The sequence below is a fragment of the Psychrobacillus sp. L3 genome (assembly GCF_042945595.1).
In the GTDB taxonomy this organism is placed as follows: Bacteria; Bacillota; Bacilli; order Bacillales_A; family Planococcaceae; genus Psychrobacillus.
Map to the genome: position 1 here is coordinate 1,835,592 of NZ_CP168493.1, position 18,528 is coordinate 1,854,119.

The window sequence follows — 18,528 nt, forward strand, 5'->3', positions numbered from 1 at the left end:
AGTAATTTATATTATAACTAATATTGGAGGTGGACAAATTTGGAAGTAAATAAAGAGGTTTTAAAAGGTCACATTGATACGATCATTCTATCGTTACTACATAGCAGGGATATGTATGGATATGAACTGGCTAAATTGGTTCGAGAAAAGAGCGATGAACAATTTGAATTAAAAGAAGGTACGCTTTATTTGTCTTTAAAGCGCCTTGAAAAGAATAAATGGATTGAGTCTTACTGGGGTGATGAACAAGGACCAGGAGGAAGAAGGAAATATTATAAACCTACGCCTTTAGGTGAAGAGGGTTTTGAAGAAAAGCGTAAGGAATGGCAATTTGTTAAAAAATTAATCGATTCATTTTTGGAAGGGGGAGAAAAAATATGAAGAAAATCGACGAGTATGTGAATTCTGTATATACCCAAGTTGATCGGAATGAAGCAAAAGAATTGAAAGAGGAAATGCGAACACATTTGTTAGAAGCGGTTGAGGAGTTAAAAGCACAGGGAATATCAGAAGAAGAAGCTGTTTCAATTGCTTTAAAGAATTTTGGCGATGAACATATGTTGAGGTGGAAGATAGTTGAACATTTCCGATTGTCACGTTTTTTCTCTGTGAATTTGTTACGCACAGCTATTATTTTTGCAGTCCTTAGTATATTGATTGGTTGTATTTTTGCTTATAACGAATATCGATTATTTACGCAGCGGGCACAAATTGCACAATATACGCTTGCTGTGCTCGAAGACGGGGGATTCAATGAGACAAACAAAGAACTTATTGTTGAATTCGTAAAGGAAGCCCCTCAAGTTACAAACATGGGAATTATTCAGGATCACTCAGATTCGCTTTCTAGGGTGTTCGATTATGAAAGATCGGAGCCGTTTAAAGACATTAGATATATAAACGGAATGGCTGGTAAGGTTTATGAAAACGGAAGTTGGGAAGTGGACATGAACTACGAGCATTTTCATCTCGCATGGATATATGCAATCGGTGTCTGCTTGTTCGCTTATTGGGTACTGTTTGCCATTTGGGCAACTATTAATGCCAATTATTATAGACGATTAAACATTGGTTGGATTCTCGCTTTTGCTTTATCAAATGTTGTAGGTTATTTGATTTATGTTTTAGCAGGAAAGAGGAAAGTAGTTGAAAACTAAAAAACAAGTGCAGTAGTGGAGAAGATATTAGAAATATATATTAATTTTTCTTCTTAAACTAACGTGGTGCTTTACTTCAAGAAGGAGTAAAGCCTTTTTTCTTATTGAACTAAAGAAACAGTTTAGCACAGTAATGGGGTTTTATGGTAAAGTAGAGAAAAAGAATAAAAGGGGTTCGAACGTGGAAAAAACTTTAGTAAAAACGGCTATATATTCCTTTATTATTTCTTTTTCGGCATTGTTTGTATTGGTTGATAGAACGGGAACGTCAGAGGATGTTAATGGAATGCATTCGGGTTGGGAAATTCCTTATCCAGATTTTCTTTTTAAGATTTTGGAATACTCTATAACAATTACATTCATTATGGTCATAATTGTATCATTGATTAAACGGTTCAAAAAATTAAAGATATTGAACTAACGGGTGCTTTAGTGAAAAATCGTTGAGCTGCTTACGCGGCTCTATTTTCTTCTTGAACTAACGAAGCAGTTTAGTGGAAGAAGGATTTTAGGGAAGGGTTACAAGATTTAAGTTTTTAAATGTTAAATAAGGTTATTAAATGAAGGAGGATGTTATGAAAAGGCTTAAGCTGTTATGTATTAGTTTTTCAGTTCTATTTTTACTTCTAACTGCTTGTAGTCAACAGCCAGACATCAATATAAGTGAAACTCTTGGAAAAATCGAAGAGTTTTTTAGACAATCTGAGGAGATGGATACAGTATCAGCTTTTGATGGAAAAAAAGATGTGAAGTTTAGAATTATTGTTGAAAAACTTCCAACAGAAGAAGAAGCCATTGTTTTATTTAATCAAATAATAGATAGATTTGTAAAATACTCAAATCACTCAGATGTATGGGATTATTATAATGGTTACTTTGATATAAATAGTTACGACAATGGAGTCATTTATGAGGCAAACAAGATAATTGGTGAAGATTTACAAGTTGTAACCAAGTAAAATTGTTAATTTTTTATGAAACAACGAGTGCTTTCACAAAGTGTCAAGCCTTTTTCTTTTTCAAGTAGCGAAGCAGTTTAGTTGAAGAACATAATGTTTTCATCTTCTCATTTAAGGGGGATTTATAATGAGATATAACATAATGGGAGTATGTAAAACTTATCATGAAGAAGAGGGATGGGGCTGGATCTCAATTGAAGACGAAGATGCCGTTTGGGTACATTTCAGTAGTATTCAAATGGAAGGGTTCAAATCTCTTAACAAAGGTGAGGCAGTATTATTTGACCTTGAGGAAAATTCAAATTTAAAAGAACAATCACGTCGAGCTGTAAATGTTAAGAAGATAGTTAATAAGTTCAACTAACGAAGCAGTTTAGTTTAACTAGCAGGTATTATTAAAGGGAGGTCGAATAAGTTAATTTAATGGGTTATTCAAGTAAATGCTAAGTGTTTAAAAGAGAAAGAGGTGTTGAACGTGAAAAAAGCAAAAGAAAAAAATGAATTATTGGAATGGGCAAAAGCAATAGGAATTGCTATTTTATTTGCATGTGGTATTCGATTTTTCCTATTTACACCTATTGTAGTTGACGGTGCTTCTATGATGCCCACATTTGAAAGTGGTGACAGAGTAGTAGTGGATAAAATCGGACCAAAATTGATGGAATATGAAAGATTTGATGTGATTGTATTTGAAGCAAAAGAAGATACTAATTATATCAAACGTATTATTGGTATTCCTGGAGACCGCATAGCTTATGAAAATGATGAACTTTTTATTAACGGTGAGCGGTACGAAGAACCCTACTTAAAGGAGTATAAAAAAGCTTTGATAGACAATGGTACACTTACTGGAGACTTTACATTAGAAGAAAATTTAGGTGAATTAACTGTGCCAGATGGATACTTTTTTGTACTAGGAGATAACCGTCGTTACAGCACAGATAGCAGAGACCCTCGTGTTGGATTTGTTTCGAAGGATAAAATATTGGGTACCGCAAAAATTGTATTTTTACCTCTAGATAATTTAAAGATAATAAAATGATAAAGTGAATTGTAAAAGCACCAGTTAGTTGATGTTCCTGTTCAACTACCGGGTGCTTTACTTCAATTAGGTGTAGAGCCTTTTTTACTAACGGGCAGTTGAGTTAAAAAAATATGTTAGCAAATAAACCAGATAATGGATATATTGTGTTATGTTTTTTTTAGGGGGGATTTTATGTCTAAGAAATTAAAAATTATCTCTATAACAGTTATTTTATTAGGGATTATTTTTATAAATTCAGCATTAAAAGATGATGTTCAGGAAATTAAAAAGGTTATGTACTCATTAAATCAACCAATGACGAACATTGCTCATATTGAATTTTTGGATAACAATCAAGCAATTGCTTTTTATGAAGGGGGTAATCAACAAGATTTATATTTTGGGAGTGCTCTCTTTAAGAAAAACCTATTTGGATGGAAGCTTGTTAACAGCTTCGCTAGTGGACTTACTCATGAACATAAATTAGATTGGGGTTTTTCAAACTTAGAATCTAGTTTTTATGGTTATACTGATTTAATTAGGGGGAAAATACTTGAACCTCAAATAGAAGAAGTAAACATTAAAACTGATGGTGGAAACGAATTTAAAGCCAACATCATTGAATATGGCGATGACCAAAAGTTTTGGTTTTTAGTTACTGATGGAGAAGATCTAATAGGCTCTACTATTATAGGTTTGTCTTCAGACGGTAAAATAATTGAACAGATAATACAGTGAATTTAATTTTCTTATTCAACTAGGCGTGCTTTACTTCAAGAAGAGGTAAAGCCTTTTTTCTTATTGAACTAAAGCAGCAGCGCGACAAGTTTTGTTATAAACACTAATGTGTGAAAAAACAAGGGATTTCTTCGGAAATCCTAACTTTATAACCGAGGATAGGAATGACAAAACCATGTATTTTGAAACTATCCCATTAAGATTCCTGCATGCGTCATAATGGACAGATTATGGGGTCTGAAGCTCAGGTGAAGTCGGCAGAACAAAGGCTGAAGCCACTCCTCACGGAAAAGGTATGCCAATGGATATGCCGGATGGCTGAAAAACTAAATATGGTGAGAATTTTTTTATGGAAAAGAATAGACGAACTTCCGGATGTACGGGTCTAAATTTAGAACACGAGGAAACTTGTGTACCATTCAACGATGGGGTGAGTGGCGTGGAGTAAAAATTGCTGCTCTGAAACACGCTATACCGAACAATGGCGGTATCCAGCTCACAGGCTTACAGGAAGCACCTAAGTTTAGAAAAAAATATAGCTAAGTTATAAGGGACTTGGAAAGTAAGGAACGTTGACTCAAGGGCTGTCACCCGAAACGGCTGCTATAAGCGATATGGCGAAATGCATTTGTCCTTATGAGGATAGGGGTACGACCAGTGAAAGCTCTGTAATGGAGGTGGAGGAACAGCCCCAAGTCTAGCGATAAGTAATAATTATTTTTCAACTGTGCATTGCACCGGTCGGGTAAGAACGTGGGAACATCACTTCAAAAGGAATGATGCCACAGTGCAAGCTCTACGATATTGGGATTATTACGGGATGACAGACACTTTTACAGACTTACATCAACGAGCCAAAAATAAAGAATCATTCCATCTGCTATACGACATCATCACGTCGAGGAACAATATTTTATTAGCGTATCGAATAATTAAGTCAAATAAAGGGTCGAAGACCCCTGGAACAGATGGTAAAACTATTGTAGACATAGAAAAACGTTCGGAGAACGAATTAGTAGAAGAAATACAAAGTAAGCTTAAAAGTTATCGCCCAATGAAAGTTAGACGTAAACTAATAGAAAAAGATAATAGTAAGATACGACCTTTAGGTATTCCATGCATTCTTGATAGAATCATACAACAATGCTTTAAACAAGTGTTAGAGCCGATTGCAGAGGCTCATTTTTATAATCATAGCTATGGATTTAGACCTTTACGGTCTACTCATCATGCGATGGCGAGAATTCAATTTCTAGTTAATCAGTCGAAACTCCATTACGTTGTAGATATTGATATAAAAGGGTTCTTTGATAATATCAATCATATCTTACTTATTAAACAGTTATGGAATATAGGTATTCGGGATAGACAGGTTCTAGCCTGTATATCCAAAATGCTAAAAGCAGAAGTGGATGGAGAAGGTATTCCAACAAAAGGTTCTCCGCAAGGTGGCCTACTTTCACCGTTATTGTCTAATATTCTACTAAAATGGGAACTATTCCCCCTCCATAAAAACTTAAAAACTAGAGAAGGTCAACTTCTTGCAAAAAAGCGCACTCACTTAAAAGAAGGCTACATAGTTAGATATGCTGACGACCTCAAAATCATCTGTCGAGATTGAAAACTGCTGAAAAGTGGTATCATGCTGTAAAGCTTTATCTAAAAGAACGTTTAAAACTTGATATTTCACCAGAAAAATCGAAGATTATTAATCTTGGCAAGAATGAGTCCGCTTTTCTTGGCTTCACAATACGTGCCAATCGCAAAGGAAAAAAGCGAGTTGCACATACGTTTGTCAAAGCTGAAAAGATGCAGAAAATTAAAGCTGATGCAAAGAAACGATTAGAAATACTCCGAACATCGCCAACTACTCAAAATGCTATGCGCTTTAATAGTTTTGTCTTAGGGTTACACAATTATTTTAACAGAGCTACTCACGTCAACTTAGCGTTCTCACGACTTGCCTACGAACTAGGTGCATCTATGTACAATCGTCTTAAACCTGTCGGTAAATATGAACATCCTAACAATCCTCCACCTGTCTATAAAAAGTTCTATGGCTTAGGATCTAAAACTTATAACATCGCCGGGGTATACCTCTTCCCTCTCGGTATCATCAAAACTAGAAATGTGATTGGTTTTACTCAAAGTATAACTCCATTTACCCAAGAAGGTCGAGCACAAATAACCACACTTTTGAGTAAAGACATAAGACATGAAATAGTATTGTTAATGGAATCAAAAATATCGACACGAAGTGTCGAATATATGGATAATCGGATTAGTAGGTACAGTATGAAAAAAGGAAGATGTGAAATAACTGGCATGTTCCTAACCGCACAAAACGTGTACTGCCACCACTATATACCTGTACATCTTGGTGGAAGCGACAAATTCAACAACTTGCGTATCCTCCAAAAAGAGGTACATGAATTAATCCATTTGACCGACAAAATTAAGGCGAATACACTCATTAAAACTTTGGACATCACGGAATCGATGTTAGAAAAAATCAATAAATATCGAGAAAAATGTGAGCTAGAAATAATCAAATAACCCAAATCAATAAGAGTAACTTGAAACTTATAATTAATAATACCAACGCTAGATGGAACGCGGAATGCTTGGAAACTGGCACGTTCCGTGTGGAGTAGGAGAAAAGCTGGAGATAACTTCAAATGCTTACCTATTACTAACGGTTAGTTGAACAAGCATGTAACTTTAATCCATTTGAAACGTATGTAGTATTAAGTAAGAGTACATAGATAAACAATGATATAGACGGGGGGGAATAGAAATGGATTTAATAATTGGAATTGCTATTGTACTAATTGTGTTTTTCTCTTCAAGCATAATTGAAAAAAGGTTAAAATCTATTGAAAAACAAAACAATCGTGTAATAGAAATACTGGAAGAAATAAGAGATAAAAAAACAAATTGATATTCCACTAACGTGTGCTTTAGCAGAATAAGACCATCATTTCGATGGTCTATTTATTTATCCAAATATCAAGTAGTTCTCAGAAATCCATTGTGAAATGTTACACTTAAACTAACGGAGCAGGTTAGTTCAATAAAACAAGGGGGATAAATATGATTATTAGCAACAGAAAGAAAAATACACTAAGTAATTTGTTGTATACAGTTTTACTTCTGCTAACAGGCTATGGGGTGAGTTTTTTTAATAGTCAGTTGTTTAACAGATTTGGCACACTTGTTTGGTTGCTTATTTTTATTTTGCTAACGTTAAGTTTTAGTTCAGTTAGAAGTCTGATTGTCCCTTTAATAAATTTCAAGCCATTTAAAAGTCCTTTGACTTACCTATATATGTTAGTGGGAATTTTTATTCCCTACATAATATTAAGGTTAAGCATTCATTACGAAATTTTAATGGACAGAAGTCTCATCGTTTATTACAAAAATGGTTTGCTTGAGGGTTTAAAACAATATCCTTTAATAAAGGCTGTCATCTTCGCTCCAATTTGGGAGGAACTTTTTTTTAGAGGGGTACTATTATTTGCTCTATTAAAAGTAGTGAAGCCAATATGGGCTGTAGTAATTACTTCAGTAATTTTTTCTCTGTTCCATCCTGCCTACTTATTCTTATCACTTATCATAGGGGTTGTTCTTGCTTGTATTGCAATAAAAACTAAATCCGTCATACCTTCAATCGTCACTCATTCTATTTGGAACTTGTATACTGGAAAGCTGTTTCTATTTTTGTAATCAAACACAATTTTTCTTATTCAACTAACGGAGTGCTTTAGTTGAAGATCATGGGTTGCTTAGGCAACTCTTTTTTCTTATTAAACTAACGCAGCAGGTTAGTTCAACAAGAAATGAAACTTTTTAGGCGAATTAATGTCTAATTTAGAAAAAGGAGGGTATGTTTTTGAGAATAAAACTTTTAATTTATTCAATGGTCGTCTTTTCTACACTATGTATAACTGGTTGTTCTAACAATAGCAGTGAAATAGATAAAGAAGTGAAAGCCAGTGAAAATGAATTTCCCCCATCTATGACAGGTTCGATTAGTGTTAATGATAAAGAGTATGAAATTGTAGTTGGAAATTATAGATGGGAAAGAAAACAAGGTCTAGATACTCAAGTTGTAGAAACCGATGCCGCATCTCCATACCAAATAGCTGAAAATTTTAGTGCCATTATGGTAGAACCGAACACAAACATAAATATTGAGATTGAAGAAAATCCTAGGATATCCCTTTACCTATGGAATGAAAGCGGAAGGGAAAAAGAAGTTACGTTAAAAAATAATCAATTATTAGCACCGACTAGTAAAGGTCAGTATATCTATGAGATATTAGCGGAATGGTCAAATGGTGAAGTATCCTACACTTTTGTGGTAGAAGTTTTATAAAAGACCACTATTTCTATTCTTGTTCAACTAAAGGGTGCTTTAGTGAAAATCGTTGAGCTGATCAGACAGCTCATTTATCTTATTTAACTAACGCAGCAGTTTAGTTTAACAACGGATTGTTTCTTAATTATTGATATTATTTCCAATTTTTTTGTTGACACGAAATGTGTATTAAGCATATAATACACTACATACGGTGTATTATATGCTTAATACATTTTTTTTTTGGATGGTGTATCAAGTGGTCAATACACCGAACGGAATAGCGTATGGTTCGTTATTTAAAGTATATAGCACATCATTATGCAAAATCTGTATTAATTGGTTAATACACGAAAATATGATTTTCTAGGAGTTGAGTTATTTGAATGTAAAATTTAATAATCGTGATCCGGTTTATGTACAGGTTATCCAGCATTTTAAAGAGCAAATCGCCAAGGGATATTTTGAACCAGGCCAGGAGATTCCATCAAGAAGGGAACTGGCCAATCAGCTTAAGATTAATCCCAATACCGCACAACGAGCTTACAAGGAAATGGAGGAACAAGGATTGATTTTTACTGAGGGAAATTTGCCGAGCTTCATTACGAAAGATAAAGGGGTCCTTAAAAGTGTGCGTGAGGAATTGATTATCGAAGCGGTTGACTTATTTTTAGGATCCATTAAATCCATCGATGTGCCGTTATCCGAAGTGTGGAAACTAGTTAAGAAAAAGTATGATGCCGAAAGTGAAGAAGCGGAGGAGTCGAAATGATTGAAGTGAAAAATGTCAAGAAAAAATACGGCAGGAAACAGGTTTTAAAAGGTCTTTCCTTTACTGCTGAAAAAGGTGAAATTACTTGCTTAATCGGAATAAACGGAGTAGGAAAGACGACAATCATGAAAGCTATTATGGCGCTCACTCCTATTAATTGTGGTGAAATTTTGATTGATGGGGAAAAAATCCGGAAAGAAAGCTTTGAAAAAATCACCTTTATACCCGATACGCTCACGATGTTGCCGCAAATGAAAATTGGTGATGCCTTTGCCTTCATGGCGGATTTTTATAAAAGCTGGAATCCACAAAGGGCAGAAGAACTGCTGAAATTTTTTAAGCTAGACCCTACTGAAAGGATTGCCAATTTATCAAAGGGGAATACAGCTAAAGTCAATATGCTATTAGGTTTGGCATTGGATGTGGATTACTTACTGATGGATGAACCATTCTCCGGTATTGATATTTTCTCACGTGAACAGATAGCAGAAGTGTTTACAAGCCATTTGATTGAAGATCGTGGTGTGATTCTCACAACCCATGAAATTAGTGATATTGAACACTTGATTGATAGAGCAGTACTTATTGACAACGGTGAAGTATTAAAGGAATTTAGCGTAGAGGAAATGCGTGAGAATGAAGGGAAATCGGTCGTTGATGTTATGCGGGAGGTGTATCGTGGATGAGAAGCTATTTAAAACTCGTTAATTTCGAAATAAGCCGATTTTTCAAACTGTACCTAGTACTAATAGGAGTGACAATTGTCTGTCAGTTCGTGGGGGCGATTATCGTCTCAAAAGGATATATGAATAGAGCAGATCAAGTAATGTATGAAAATCAACTATCAGTGAGCCAATATCTTGAGCAACGCAGTGCGTTTTCTTTTAGTCATTTCGTTAATTCTGGGTGGTTTGTGCTGTCGATCGTTTTTTGTATCGCAATGTTAATGATTTATATGTTCTTTATTTGGTATCGGGATTGGTTTGGAAAAAATACGTTCATTTACAGATTATTAATGTTGCCAACCGGAAGAATTAATATTTTTTTCGCTAAATTAACTGCTATTATGCTTTTTGTACTTGGCTTAATCACCTTACAAATATTGTTAATACCATTCGAAATGCAGATTGTGAATAGTATTGTACCAGCAAATTTACGAACTAATTTTCCGTTTTCAGGAATTTATAATCTGGAAATATGGGGATTGCTGTATCCGAACGCATTTGCTGGATTTATCCTGATTTATGGAATCGGATTAGTCTTTGTAGCAGTACTATTCACTGCCATATTATTTGAGCGGAGCTACGGTTTAAAAGGTATTTTCTGCGCAGTCGTTTATGGAATATTTTCGTTCGGTATCCTTATTGCGCCGATATTATTGGCTGACTTTTTTACAAGCTATTTTTACCCACTTGAAATCTTACTAATGGAACTGGTAACAAGCATCATCGTTTTAGGAAGTGCCATTTGGATAGCGAATCAGTTGCTAAAACATAAAATCAGGGTCTAATGGGGGGAATTACAATGAAAAAATATTGGAAGACGATATTGATCAGTTTAGTAATAGTGACGACAATTGGTTCTTACTATATTCAAGCAACAGGGGCATCTAAAAACGATTTACCTTTTAAAATTGAAACGACTAGCGGAAATAAGGAAGAAATCGAAAATCTTATCCTTGAAGGGAGTTATCAGAGTGGTGATATTTATCGTGGGTTGTACATATCAAAGGATGGTTCGACTAATTGGATGAACCAGTCTTCTATTGACCGTTTGGTAGCTCCTCCTGTACCGTTGATGTTTCAAAAATATATTCAAGAACATCGTAAGTTTATGCGTGGAAAAGAATTAACTCCATGGAAGTACTTTGAAGACGAAGCACGTTTGATTTACACAACTGATCCAAATAATGGCCAGAAAGTAATTCAAGGAAATCTTTTTACGCTTCAAATCGATATACTCGATAAACAGACAAATAACAGTTCATCATTTGAAATCAATGCGCCAGCACGAGTAAGCTATGACAGGATGTATGTGAATGATGTCTATGTAGAAAATGAGGAAATAAAGATATTAGTAACAGGCTATCTCATTAATGGTGGGGAGGATTTGCACATTTATACGGTTGATGAAAACAACAAGGTATTAGAACATGACTCCATAATTGCAAAAATTGAACAAGAAGAGGGAGTCCGTTCCGTTATCCGTATATTTAATGATTTTAGGAAATCCCAAAATGATATGTATTACTTATATATGGTAGAAAAATCTAAGTATCGCATGGCGGATGAAGAGCCTGAAATTATCTCTAGCCATATGTATCTTTATGATAACATTAATAATGAAGTGGAAGAATGGACGATTCCTGCAGAATTAAAACCAAATAAGGACTTGATGATTCTTCATGGGGCAGAAATATTCATTCCTGTTCTTTCAACCAACGATTTAGAGTTGAATCGATTTAATATTGAAAGGAAACAGTGGGAAGCACCTTTAAACTTTAATTATCCAAGCACTGTTAATGATAAAGACGTACCTTTTTTGCAGATTATAGATGATAAACTATATTTTGTGAATCGTGTTTCTGACGGTAATTCGTTCTTTATCGGTGATTTACGTACAGGGGAATCATTATATGAAGGTAAAATCATCAATGAAAACAGAGAAAATCTAGATACAGATTACTCACTTAATATTCAACAATTCCATAGCATCAATTAAAGCTTTAATTGGCAGGTATGAATTCAATATTGGATTCATACCTGCCAATTTTTAGTCCTTGGGTTGTTGATATTGAGAGTGTAATTGACAGTATGACCGACCCGATAATATATTTAATTATAACAAGTGAGCGGCAAGACGATAGAAAATTTTCAAATTTGAAGAGAATGTGAAGATTTTCACTTAAACTACCATGAAAATTAGTTTCTTCAAGAAAAGAAAAATGACAATACTTAAGAAGACCCCTGCTTAATCGCAAAAAAAAGAGGAGAGCGGATATTAATAAGTCTATTGATTTCGGTGGACTACTAGTATTGACTCCTCTAACCATTTTCATTCTCTGTGGTGAAGCGCTGATTTTGCGCTTCATGGATGGCTAACGGGTGCTTTACTTCAAGAAGGAGTAAAGCCTTTTTTCTTATTGAACTAAAGAAGCAGTTTAGTTCAAGAAGGAGTTCTGAAGACGACTGGTGAAATAACCAATAAGTATATTCAGGAGAAGATTATTTTGATTGGGGTGAGTTTTATAATTATTAGAAAGCTTGTTTCCGCGGTAATGGCTTGTTTGTTGGTTATGTTCATCTATTTCCTCGTAGAACAGTCTGGTTTTGTTATCTTAATAGGTGTGTATCTATTACCCATTCTTTTGATTTATGGAGTACCATCATCTATTCTCTCTGATTTCGTTACAAAAAAAATAAGCGGATTGCTTAGAGGAAGTTTGGCATTATTCATTCATTTGTTCCTTGCCGCTCTGTTCGTTTTAATCCCATTCTTAGAAACGGAAAGGAGTTTAAATAGCTTTTTTTTTATTGCCGCTCTTTTATCTTCAAGTCTGTTTTGGTGTATAGATGAGTTTCTTAGGTCTAAAAGAGCTAAAGATATATGTCAAAAGATTGATGATTTGAAAATTTATTGATTTGCATTTATTGTTCAACTAACGGAGTGCTTTACTTCAAGAAGGTAGTAAAGCTTTTTTCCTTATTGAACTAACGCAGCAGGTTAGTTGAATAAGGACAATAACTTATGTGGTTATATTAAATAAGAATTAAAAGGCTGCCTCATTAGGCAACCTTTTAATTTTTATTATTTTTATAAGAAAATCCTTTTTCAATAATATATACTCTTTTAGCCATTGCTTTTAGAGTACTTGGTTCATCCACGCCCCCATCTATTTCCATAATTACCATGTCCCCGCCCTTAAGTTCTTCTAGTATAGTTCTATCAGCAGTTAGTGAAATAGATTTATCTACATCAAACTCTAGTAAAAATGTGCTTTGTTTTATCTCTGTAACCTCCCCCCTAAAGTCTTCCTTAATTCTTACAAACTTTGTACTTTCATTCTTACCCGCACATCCTGCTATTAGGAATAATAAAAATATACATAGCATTACTGTTTTAAATCTCATATAACCACCCTATTCAAAATTTTTAGAAATATATATATATATATATATATATATTTTACTATAGCACTCCTCCTAAAATTTATTTTATAGAGGAATTATTGCCATATGAATAGAGAAGTTAATCTATAAATATTTTACTAACGAAGCAGTTTAGTTGAATAAGAAGGAGTAGAAGGTCATTTTGAACAGATATACCAAAGTGGAATTTTAAATTTCATCACTATATTGAATGAATATCTGAAAGAAAATGTGCAGTAAGTGAGGTGGGGACTAAACATGTATATGAGGAAAGAAACTATAAAAAGGGCCACTCGGGTGAAAGTGACCCTAAACCAAAAAATCAAAAGGGAGGTGCCTGGCAATTATTATTTATTGACGACCATAGCTATCAACAGATGTTTTTGTTAATACGAACTATGCATGAAACTAGCACCGACAATAATTAGAAGAATGAACAGTACAACGACTAAAGCGAATGGGTTTCGTTCGCGACGCTCTTCGCGAAATTCTCCGCAGTTTTCCATAAAAATCCCTCCTTTCTATACTCTATAATATGTATAGTAGTATAAAATGAGGGGTGACATTAATCTAATCTATACTTTCTTTTGCCAAATAAATAATCATATTACGTATTTTGAGGGATAAACGATAAAAATGCGAAATAGGAGTTTTCTGCTTTTGAAGAAAAGATAGAAAAGAACGATGAAAGGAATATTTAATAGCACTTGCTAATGATGACAGGGAGTTCAAATCTAAAGAAGCGAAAGAAGAATGGGTAAAAGATACTTATGCTCGTTTAGGAACAGCTTATACAAAGTATTATTTGGAAGGTAATCCGCTATTTATTACGAGTGTCCAAGAATTTATATAGAATCATATTTTAACTAACGGATGCTTTACTTCAATAATGAGTAGAGCCTTTTTTACTAAAGGGGAAGTTTAGTTTAACAAGAAGGAGTATTATCCCAACTTCTAGAATACAAGATATGGACAATTCTAGGAGGGAAAATAATGATTTTTGAAATAACTAATCAAGTTCGTGTTATTGATATTAAACAAGGACATAAGTGGTATGAAATCTTACTAAACAAAAAGCCTGATTTCATACCACATGATGGATTCGTTGAGTGGGAAATTATACCGGGGTGTTGGTTGCAAGTTGCTGAAGGAACCCCATCTGAAGCTAGTGGACCATTACGTTTAGGGGTAACTAATATTATTGCTGAAAGAGATAGACTTGTTAAAGAGTTAGGAATTGATGAATTTGAGATTTTTTCTCGAGAATAAGTCTCTGCAAAATGGGGATCTTTCTCTGACCCTAGGGGAAATCAGCTTGGTTTCTTTGAGTATTTGGATAAGAAAGAAGAAAATGACCGTATTAAAACGATTTTAGGTGTTTAGGGTATTATAATACATAAATAGAAATCTCTGAGCTGCTTAATCAGTTCTTTTTCTTGTTGAACTACCGGGGCAGGTTAGTTCTATAAGAGAAGTTTTTATGTAGCATTAGACAAATTTTTAGCAATAAAAAAGACAGGTCATGAAAACCTGTCTTCGATGCGTTATAGATTATTGTTTCAATCATACTGTCAGTATCAGTAACCTGTACCGCTCATAAAAGTAGCACCAACAATAATCAAAAGAATAAACAGAACAACAATTAACACGAATCCTGATCCTGTTCCAGTGCCTTGTCCGTAACCACCATAACTCATATTGAACACCTCCTATATATGTGATAGTTCATTGTATGTAAATAATGGATGCTAGTCTGATTCATTTGCTTGGTTTTAAAGAGATATTTTTTACTGGGGGCACCAATAGGAGGTGCACGTGCCCCTACAGTAATATAAATAGCATATTCAACATTAAAAAAAGAACAGGGGTATATAACTCAGGAAAATTGATTTGTTCAGTTCTTTTGTATGACGACGCTTTAGACAAATAATGTGACGCAATTAATGCGGGGGTAAAATTAGTGTTCAAAAAAAGAAGGAACAATTACTCTGTTCCTTTAGGGTTATATTTTATCTTTTATTTCTCCTCTTTAATTGGATTAAAGTTATTAATACACCTAAATTTATTACTATTAGAATAGGAAATCCGAAGTAAAGAATATAAAGTATCCAGTTCAATGCATCCTTTTCAGAAAGTAATCCCATTTTATTCACCTCAAGTAATCGTTTGAAGAAAACTAGACTATGATGCGCATTACGACCATAAGTAATAATAGTGAGGGTGCTTATTCAACTAACGGGTGCTTTACTTCAATAAGGCAATTGGATTCATGTGGTAAAATTAGTTATTCAATTTAACTTAATGCTTGGAGGGATTTATAGCGTTGGAAGCAATTGTGATATATCTAGCAGGATTGTTTGTTCTATTTATAGTTATCAAAGTAGCTGTGACTAAAGGTATTAACAATTCAATAATTGGAGAAGTGTTTGAGATACAATATGGAAAAAGAGATAAAGAAAAAGGAATTAGTGAATTGTTGGAAAAATACGGCGAAATAGAAGATGATGTTAAGAAATAAGTTGTTAAACTAACGGGTGCTTTACTTCAAGAAGGAGTATAGCATTTTTCTTATTAAACTAAAGCAGCAGTTTAGTTGAAGAAGGTCTAAGGGAAAATATGATATTTCTAATGTTAAAGGAGAACAGAATTGATGGGAGATTACGCACTCGAACGCTTTTTTGGGGCATTCGTTTTGTTTGTTCTTTTCATGGTAGTTATTTTTAAAAAAAAGCTTGGAAGAATAGTAGTTGTTGTATTATTCGTTAGCACATGGATTGGATACGGAGTGTTTTTTGGTATCCGAGAACGAGACTTGCAGAACAAATATGAAGAATCTATTGAAATTGTTGACTCTTACCTTTTAGGGGAATATCCAAATGAAACCTGGACATTCGATACTTATGTTGAAGAAGGAAGAAAACTTAGACCTTTTACAGTGAAGGCAGTTTTCAATAATGAGCCTAGTGTTACCTATATTTATAAAGTTTACGAAAATAACGAAGTAGTATTATTGGAAGTTTCTATTCCAGATAATATTAATAGTAATTCTTTGAAACATGATGAAAACTTCTTTCACTAATGGGTGCTTTAGTAAAGATCGAGAAGTGCTATAGACATCTTCAAACAACGTTGCTTTTAGGGGGATGGGCATGACAATATCTATTCACGATGGTGTGATAATTGGGTACACAGTAAGTTTTCTAGAAAATGAATTAATTTTAGATATCGAAACAGTGGCAGATGAAATTGTAACTGTAACATTCGAGAAATACTTAGCGCATGATTTCCACCATGTAAAGGCGGGAAGTATTTTATTTGATATTAATGAAGCCGATTTAAATACATTTTTTGTAGAGAACAGAGAACAATTTGATAACTATAAACTTTATCATTGGCCGATTGGCTACAGTAATACGACTGAACTCGAACAAGACTTACAAAAAGAAAATTATAAATGCTATATTATTTTTGCATCATTAGGATTATCAGGTTATGTATTCGCTAAAGCCTTTAAAGTCAAAAGGAAATGACAAGTTTGCCTGAATAACCAAAGTTTGTGAAGTCTTTTACTTAAACTACCATGGAAGAACAAAATTTTCTTCCATATTCCGTGGTGAAGCAGGGCTTCATGGATGGCTAACGGGTACTTTACTTTAAGAGATCGTGGTAGCGATATATATAAAGATAAATCGAAAGGAATTGGTCTTAAGATGAAAAAAATTAAGTATTTAGCCTTTGCGATAGTTATAGTTTTATTATCAATCTATCTCTATAAGAGTTTCATATATTATTTGATTCCTTTCAATCCTATTAAGGAGTACTCATCTGAATCCGATGTTGACTTTCATTTTTCAAAAAATTTACCTGATGGTGAAGGAGTCAATGCAAACTGCCATGATGCAAAAACTTGTGGCTTAGTTTTGGAATACCTTAGCGGTCTAAAATTAATCCCTTTAAAGGATAAGGCAGCACAAGAAATGCTTAATTATGAAAATGCAACCTATTTTAATGGGATGCTAAAGTTTAATGAATCGGAAATGATATTTATCTCGGATATATCTATAGACACCCCTAATGTCCTTCGTATTAGTTCTTCCATAACTGGGTTCAAGGATGGATATTATGAAATTGAGGATTCTACTTTTGACTATAACTATATTTATAATTTGATTGGTGATACCAAAGAATAACGTCGATTAAATGTATAGGTCTGAACTGAATCACCTTTTGCTTTGGTGCTATTGTTACAGCAAACGGGTGTGATTGTTGAATAAGCTTCACTTTTCTTCTTCAACTACCATGGAAGAACAAAATATTCTTCCATATTCTGTGGTGAAGCGGGGCTTCATGGATGGCTAACGGAGTGCTTTACTTCAATAAGGAGTAAAGCCTTTTTTACTAACGCCGCAGTTTAATTCAACAATCAAAGTAAATATTTCGATGAATTTTGGGGATTATAACCTTTGAAGATAACTCAAAGGGGTGTATTCATTGCGAATAATTAGTTTGTTTAGTGCTATTGTACTTATAGTCTTTAATTTCTCAGGTATATTGGTTAATGCAGAAATGAATTTAGATAATGAATATAAAGAAGTTATTAATGAAAAAACTGAAATAGATTATAAATTAATTTATGACGCTTTACTAACTACACTAGACCCATATATCACAGAAGAAATTATTAATTATTATGGTTACCACAAACAATATGGTTTATATGATGCAAAAATAATAAGTGTAATTAGGGAAACTGAAGGAGGGTTTAGTTTTAAGGTAAAAGTTCAAGTGACTACTTTTGAACATGCTCATAATCCACCTTATGGAAAAGAAACAATTACCTTTGATATAAGTCCTTTTGGAGTTAGAGTTATTGAATTTAAACATGAGGGCGATGAAGAAGAAAAGAAAATAAAACAATTTTATCAAGAAGTAATATCAGATATAATGCAATCATTTAACCTTAAATCACAGTCCTATTCAATATACACCTATGACCAATTGTTTTACCAATCAGAAAAACAAATACAATATAAAACACTCACAGACATTGTGGAAAATATAATAGTAAACATTCTAAATCCGCAGATTAAACCGCCATATAAAAATGTTATAGACCCTGTATCTTTTATCAAAGGAGATAAAGGATACATTCTTTTTAAAACGGCTGATGGTACTAATGTAGTTTGCTTTGTAAAGAAAGAAAATAGTAAATGGACGATTATAGACAAGAAATCTAAAAAAGGTAAGGTAATGAAGAAAGAGCTCCTTTGGTATATGTAAATAAAACAATTTCTTTTTCCAAATAAAGAGTAACGAATGGATTTTACAGAAGGATCCTTATTGAGCTAACGTGGTGCTTTACTTCAAGAA

Annotated in this window: 24 protein-coding genes and 1 pseudogene; 22 read left to right on the forward strand and 3 right to left on the reverse strand. The window is 33.7% G+C overall.

Features of this window, described 5'->3' with window-relative positions; all coding sequences use genetic code 11:
* Positions 1-39: 39 nt before the first annotated feature.
* The 16 genes from ACEPXD_RS08915 (at position 40) to ACEPXD_RS08990 (ending at position 12,650) form a co-directional block, all read left to right on the forward strand.
* Positions 40-381, forward strand: a complete 342-nt coding sequence (locus ACEPXD_RS08915) for a PadR family transcriptional regulator (protein WP_391122546.1) — start codon at positions 40-42, stop codon at positions 379-381.
* Positions 378-1,157 (forward strand): permease prefix domain 1-containing protein, encoded by a 780-nt coding sequence (locus ACEPXD_RS08920; RefSeq protein ID WP_391122549.1) that lies wholly within the window; start codon positions 378-380, stop codon positions 1,155-1,157. The genes ACEPXD_RS08915 and ACEPXD_RS08920 overlap by 4 nt, the downstream gene beginning before the upstream one ends.
* A 575-nt stretch (positions 1,158-1,732) precedes the next feature.
* On the forward strand, positions 1,733-2,116 hold the full coding sequence (locus tag ACEPXD_RS08925) for a hypothetical protein (protein WP_391122552.1): 384 nt from the start codon (positions 1,733-1,735) through the stop codon (positions 2,114-2,116).
* A gap of 127 nt (positions 2,117-2,243) precedes the next feature.
* The gene (locus ACEPXD_RS08930) at positions 2,244-2,480 is read left to right on the forward strand and encodes a cold shock domain-containing protein (protein ID WP_391122555.1); all 237 of its coding nucleotides are present in this window, start codon (positions 2,244-2,246) and stop codon (positions 2,478-2,480) included.
* Positions 2,481-2,591: 111 nt separating this feature from the next.
* A complete protein-coding gene (lepB, locus tag ACEPXD_RS08935) occupies positions 2,592-3,158 on the forward strand; it encodes a signal peptidase I (RefSeq protein ID WP_391122557.1) in 567 nt (188 codons plus the stop codon).
* A 174-nt stretch (positions 3,159-3,332) separates the two neighbouring features.
* Complete coding sequence (locus ACEPXD_RS08940) at positions 3,333-3,878, forward strand: hypothetical protein (protein ID WP_391122560.1); 546 nt, start codon at positions 3,333-3,335, stop codon at positions 3,876-3,878.
* A gap of 820 nt (positions 3,879-4,698) precedes the next feature.
* Positions 4,699-5,499, forward strand: coding sequence for a reverse transcriptase domain-containing protein (locus ACEPXD_RS08945; RefSeq protein WP_391122563.1), 801 nt, complete (start codon positions 4,699-4,701; stop codon positions 5,497-5,499).
* A complete protein-coding gene (locus ACEPXD_RS08950) occupies positions 5,496-6,434 on the forward strand; it encodes a hypothetical protein (RefSeq protein WP_391122566.1) in 939 nt (312 codons plus the stop codon). The genes ACEPXD_RS08945 and ACEPXD_RS08950 overlap by 4 nt, the downstream gene beginning before the upstream one ends.
* A 241-nt stretch (positions 6,435-6,675) precedes the next feature.
* Positions 6,676-6,819 (forward strand): hypothetical protein, encoded by a 144-nt coding sequence (locus ACEPXD_RS08955; RefSeq protein ID WP_391122569.1) that lies wholly within the window; start codon positions 6,676-6,678, stop codon positions 6,817-6,819.
* 152 nt (positions 6,820-6,971) lie between these two features.
* Positions 6,972-7,604, forward strand: coding sequence for a CPBP family intramembrane glutamic endopeptidase (locus tag ACEPXD_RS08960; protein WP_391122572.1), 633 nt, complete (start codon positions 6,972-6,974; stop codon positions 7,602-7,604).
* Between the two features lie 166 nt (positions 7,605-7,770).
* Positions 7,771-8,256, forward strand: a complete 486-nt coding sequence (locus ACEPXD_RS08965; protein ID WP_391122575.1) for a hypothetical protein — start codon at positions 7,771-7,773, stop codon at positions 8,254-8,256.
* 364 nt (positions 8,257-8,620) lie between these two features.
* Positions 8,621-9,010 carry a GntR family transcriptional regulator gene (locus tag ACEPXD_RS08970; protein WP_391122578.1) on the forward strand — a complete coding sequence of 130 codons (390 nt, stop codon included), beginning with the start codon at positions 8,621-8,623 and terminating at the stop codon, positions 9,008-9,010.
* Positions 9,007-9,696 carry an ABC transporter ATP-binding protein gene (locus tag ACEPXD_RS08975; protein ID WP_391122581.1) on the forward strand — a complete coding sequence of 230 codons (690 nt, stop codon included), beginning with the start codon at positions 9,007-9,009 and terminating at the stop codon, positions 9,694-9,696. The genes ACEPXD_RS08970 and ACEPXD_RS08975 overlap by 4 nt, the downstream gene beginning before the upstream one ends.
* A complete protein-coding gene (locus ACEPXD_RS08980; RefSeq protein WP_391122583.1) occupies positions 9,693-10,520 on the forward strand; it encodes a hypothetical protein in 828 nt (275 codons plus the stop codon). The genes ACEPXD_RS08975 and ACEPXD_RS08980 overlap by 4 nt, the downstream gene beginning before the upstream one ends.
* A gap of 14 nt (positions 10,521-10,534) precedes the next feature.
* Positions 10,535-11,731 carry a hypothetical protein gene (locus ACEPXD_RS08985; RefSeq protein ID WP_391122586.1) on the forward strand — a complete coding sequence of 399 codons (1,197 nt, stop codon included), beginning with the start codon at positions 10,535-10,537 and terminating at the stop codon, positions 11,729-11,731.
* A 508-nt stretch (positions 11,732-12,239) separates the two neighbouring features.
* A complete protein-coding gene (locus ACEPXD_RS08990; RefSeq protein WP_391122589.1) occupies positions 12,240-12,650 on the forward strand; it encodes a hypothetical protein in 411 nt (136 codons plus the stop codon).
* Between the two features lie 157 nt (positions 12,651-12,807).
* Here ACEPXD_RS08990 and ACEPXD_RS08995 read toward each other — a convergent pair whose 3' ends face one another.
* Both ACEPXD_RS08995 and ACEPXD_RS09000 read right to left on the reverse strand, forming a co-directional pair.
* Entirely contained in the window at positions 12,808-13,140 is a 333-nt protein-coding gene (locus ACEPXD_RS08995; RefSeq protein WP_391122592.1) for a hypothetical protein, read from the reverse strand.
* 404 nt (positions 13,141-13,544) lie between these two features.
* Positions 13,545-13,664, reverse strand: a complete 120-nt coding sequence (locus ACEPXD_RS09000) for a YjcZ family sporulation protein (protein WP_391122594.1) — start codon at positions 13,662-13,664, stop codon at positions 13,545-13,547.
* A gap of 487 nt (positions 13,665-14,151) precedes the next feature.
* Between ACEPXD_RS09000 and ACEPXD_RS09005 the strand changes: the two are divergent.
* Positions 14,152-14,541, forward strand: a pseudogene (locus ACEPXD_RS09005) (VOC family protein).
* Positions 14,542-14,735: 194 nt separating this feature from the next.
* On the opposite strand, the gene ACEPXD_RS09010 reads toward ACEPXD_RS09005, so the two are convergent.
* On the reverse strand, positions 14,736-14,855 hold the full coding sequence (locus tag ACEPXD_RS09010; protein WP_391122597.1) for a YjcZ family sporulation protein: 120 nt from the start codon (positions 14,853-14,855) through the stop codon (positions 14,736-14,738).
* Between the two features lie 608 nt (positions 14,856-15,463).
* Between ACEPXD_RS09010 and ACEPXD_RS09015 the strand changes: the two genes are divergently transcribed.
* The 5 genes from ACEPXD_RS09015 to ACEPXD_RS09035 all read left to right on the forward strand — a co-directional run bounded on the left by ACEPXD_RS09015 (position 15,464) and on the right by ACEPXD_RS09035 (position 18,438).
* Positions 15,464-15,676 carry a hypothetical protein gene (locus ACEPXD_RS09015; RefSeq protein ID WP_391122600.1) on the forward strand — a complete coding sequence of 71 codons (213 nt, stop codon included), beginning with the start codon at positions 15,464-15,466 and terminating at the stop codon, positions 15,674-15,676.
* 132 nt (positions 15,677-15,808) lie between these two features.
* Positions 15,809-16,237 carry a hypothetical protein gene (locus ACEPXD_RS09020; RefSeq protein WP_391122603.1) on the forward strand — a complete coding sequence of 143 codons (429 nt, stop codon included), beginning with the start codon at positions 15,809-15,811 and terminating at the stop codon, positions 16,235-16,237.
* A gap of 70 nt (positions 16,238-16,307) precedes the next feature.
* The gene (locus ACEPXD_RS09025; RefSeq protein WP_391122605.1) at positions 16,308-16,688 is read left to right on the forward strand and encodes a hypothetical protein; all 381 of its coding nucleotides are present in this window, start codon (positions 16,308-16,310) and stop codon (positions 16,686-16,688) included.
* A 102-nt stretch (positions 16,689-16,790) separates the two neighbouring features.
* A complete protein-coding gene (locus ACEPXD_RS09030; protein WP_391122608.1) occupies positions 16,791-17,348 on the forward strand; it encodes a hypothetical protein in 558 nt (185 codons plus the stop codon).
* A gap of 301 nt (positions 17,349-17,649) precedes the next feature.
* Positions 17,650-18,438, forward strand: coding sequence for a DUF3888 domain-containing protein (locus tag ACEPXD_RS09035; RefSeq protein ID WP_391122611.1), 789 nt, complete (start codon positions 17,650-17,652; stop codon positions 18,436-18,438).
* The last annotated feature ends 90 nt before the right edge of the window (positions 18,439-18,528 follow it).

What these genes read in the sequence shown, in the direction of transcription:
- ACEPXD_RS08920 (WP_391122549.1), top strand. Translation starts at nt 378, where the DNA reads ATGAAGAAAATCGACGAGTATGTGAATTCTGTATATACCCAAGTTGAT.
- ACEPXD_RS08925 (WP_391122552.1), top strand. Translation starts at nt 1,733, where the DNA reads ATGAAAAGGCTTAAGCTGTTATGTATTAGTTTTTCAGTTCTATTTTTA.
- ACEPXD_RS08930 (WP_391122555.1), top strand. Translation starts at nt 2,244, where the DNA reads ATGAGATATAACATAATGGGAGTATGTAAAACTTATCATGAAGAAGAG.
- ACEPXD_RS08940 (WP_391122560.1), top strand. Translation starts at nt 3,333, where the DNA reads ATGTCTAAGAAATTAAAAATTATCTCTATAACAGTTATTTTATTAGGG.
- ACEPXD_RS08945 (WP_391122563.1), top strand. Translation starts at nt 4,699, where the DNA reads ATGACAGACACTTTTACAGACTTACATCAACGAGCCAAAAATAAAGAA.
- ACEPXD_RS08955 (WP_391122569.1), top strand. Translation starts at nt 6,676, where the DNA reads ATGGATTTAATAATTGGAATTGCTATTGTACTAATTGTGTTTTTCTCT.
- ACEPXD_RS08960 (WP_391122572.1), top strand. Translation starts at nt 6,972, where the DNA reads ATGATTATTAGCAACAGAAAGAAAAATACACTAAGTAATTTGTTGTAT.
- ACEPXD_RS08975 (WP_391122581.1), top strand. Translation starts at nt 9,007, where the DNA reads ATGATTGAAGTGAAAAATGTCAAGAAAAAATACGGCAGGAAACAGGTT.
- ACEPXD_RS08980 (WP_391122583.1), top strand. Translation starts at nt 9,693, where the DNA reads ATGAGAAGCTATTTAAAACTCGTTAATTTCGAAATAAGCCGATTTTTC.
- ACEPXD_RS08985 (WP_391122586.1), top strand. Translation starts at nt 10,535, where the DNA reads ATGAAAAAATATTGGAAGACGATATTGATCAGTTTAGTAATAGTGACG.
- ACEPXD_RS08995 (WP_391122592.1), bottom strand. Translation starts at nt 13,140, where the DNA reads ATGAGATTTAAAACAGTAATGCTATGTATATTTTTATTATTCCTAATA.
- ACEPXD_RS09000 (WP_391122594.1), bottom strand. Translation starts at nt 13,664, where the DNA reads ATGGAAAACTGCGGAGAATTTCGCGAAGAGCGTCGCGAACGAAACCCA.
- ACEPXD_RS09010 (WP_391122597.1), bottom strand. Translation starts at nt 14,855, where the DNA reads ATGAGTTATGGTGGTTACGGACAAGGCACTGGAACAGGATCAGGATTC.
- ACEPXD_RS09020 (WP_391122603.1), top strand. Translation starts at nt 15,809, where the DNA reads ATGGGAGATTACGCACTCGAACGCTTTTTTGGGGCATTCGTTTTGTTT.
- ACEPXD_RS09025 (WP_391122605.1), top strand. Translation starts at nt 16,308, where the DNA reads ATGACAATATCTATTCACGATGGTGTGATAATTGGGTACACAGTAAGT.
- ACEPXD_RS09030 (WP_391122608.1), top strand. Translation starts at nt 16,791, where the DNA reads ATGGCTAACGGGTACTTTACTTTAAGAGATCGTGGTAGCGATATATAT.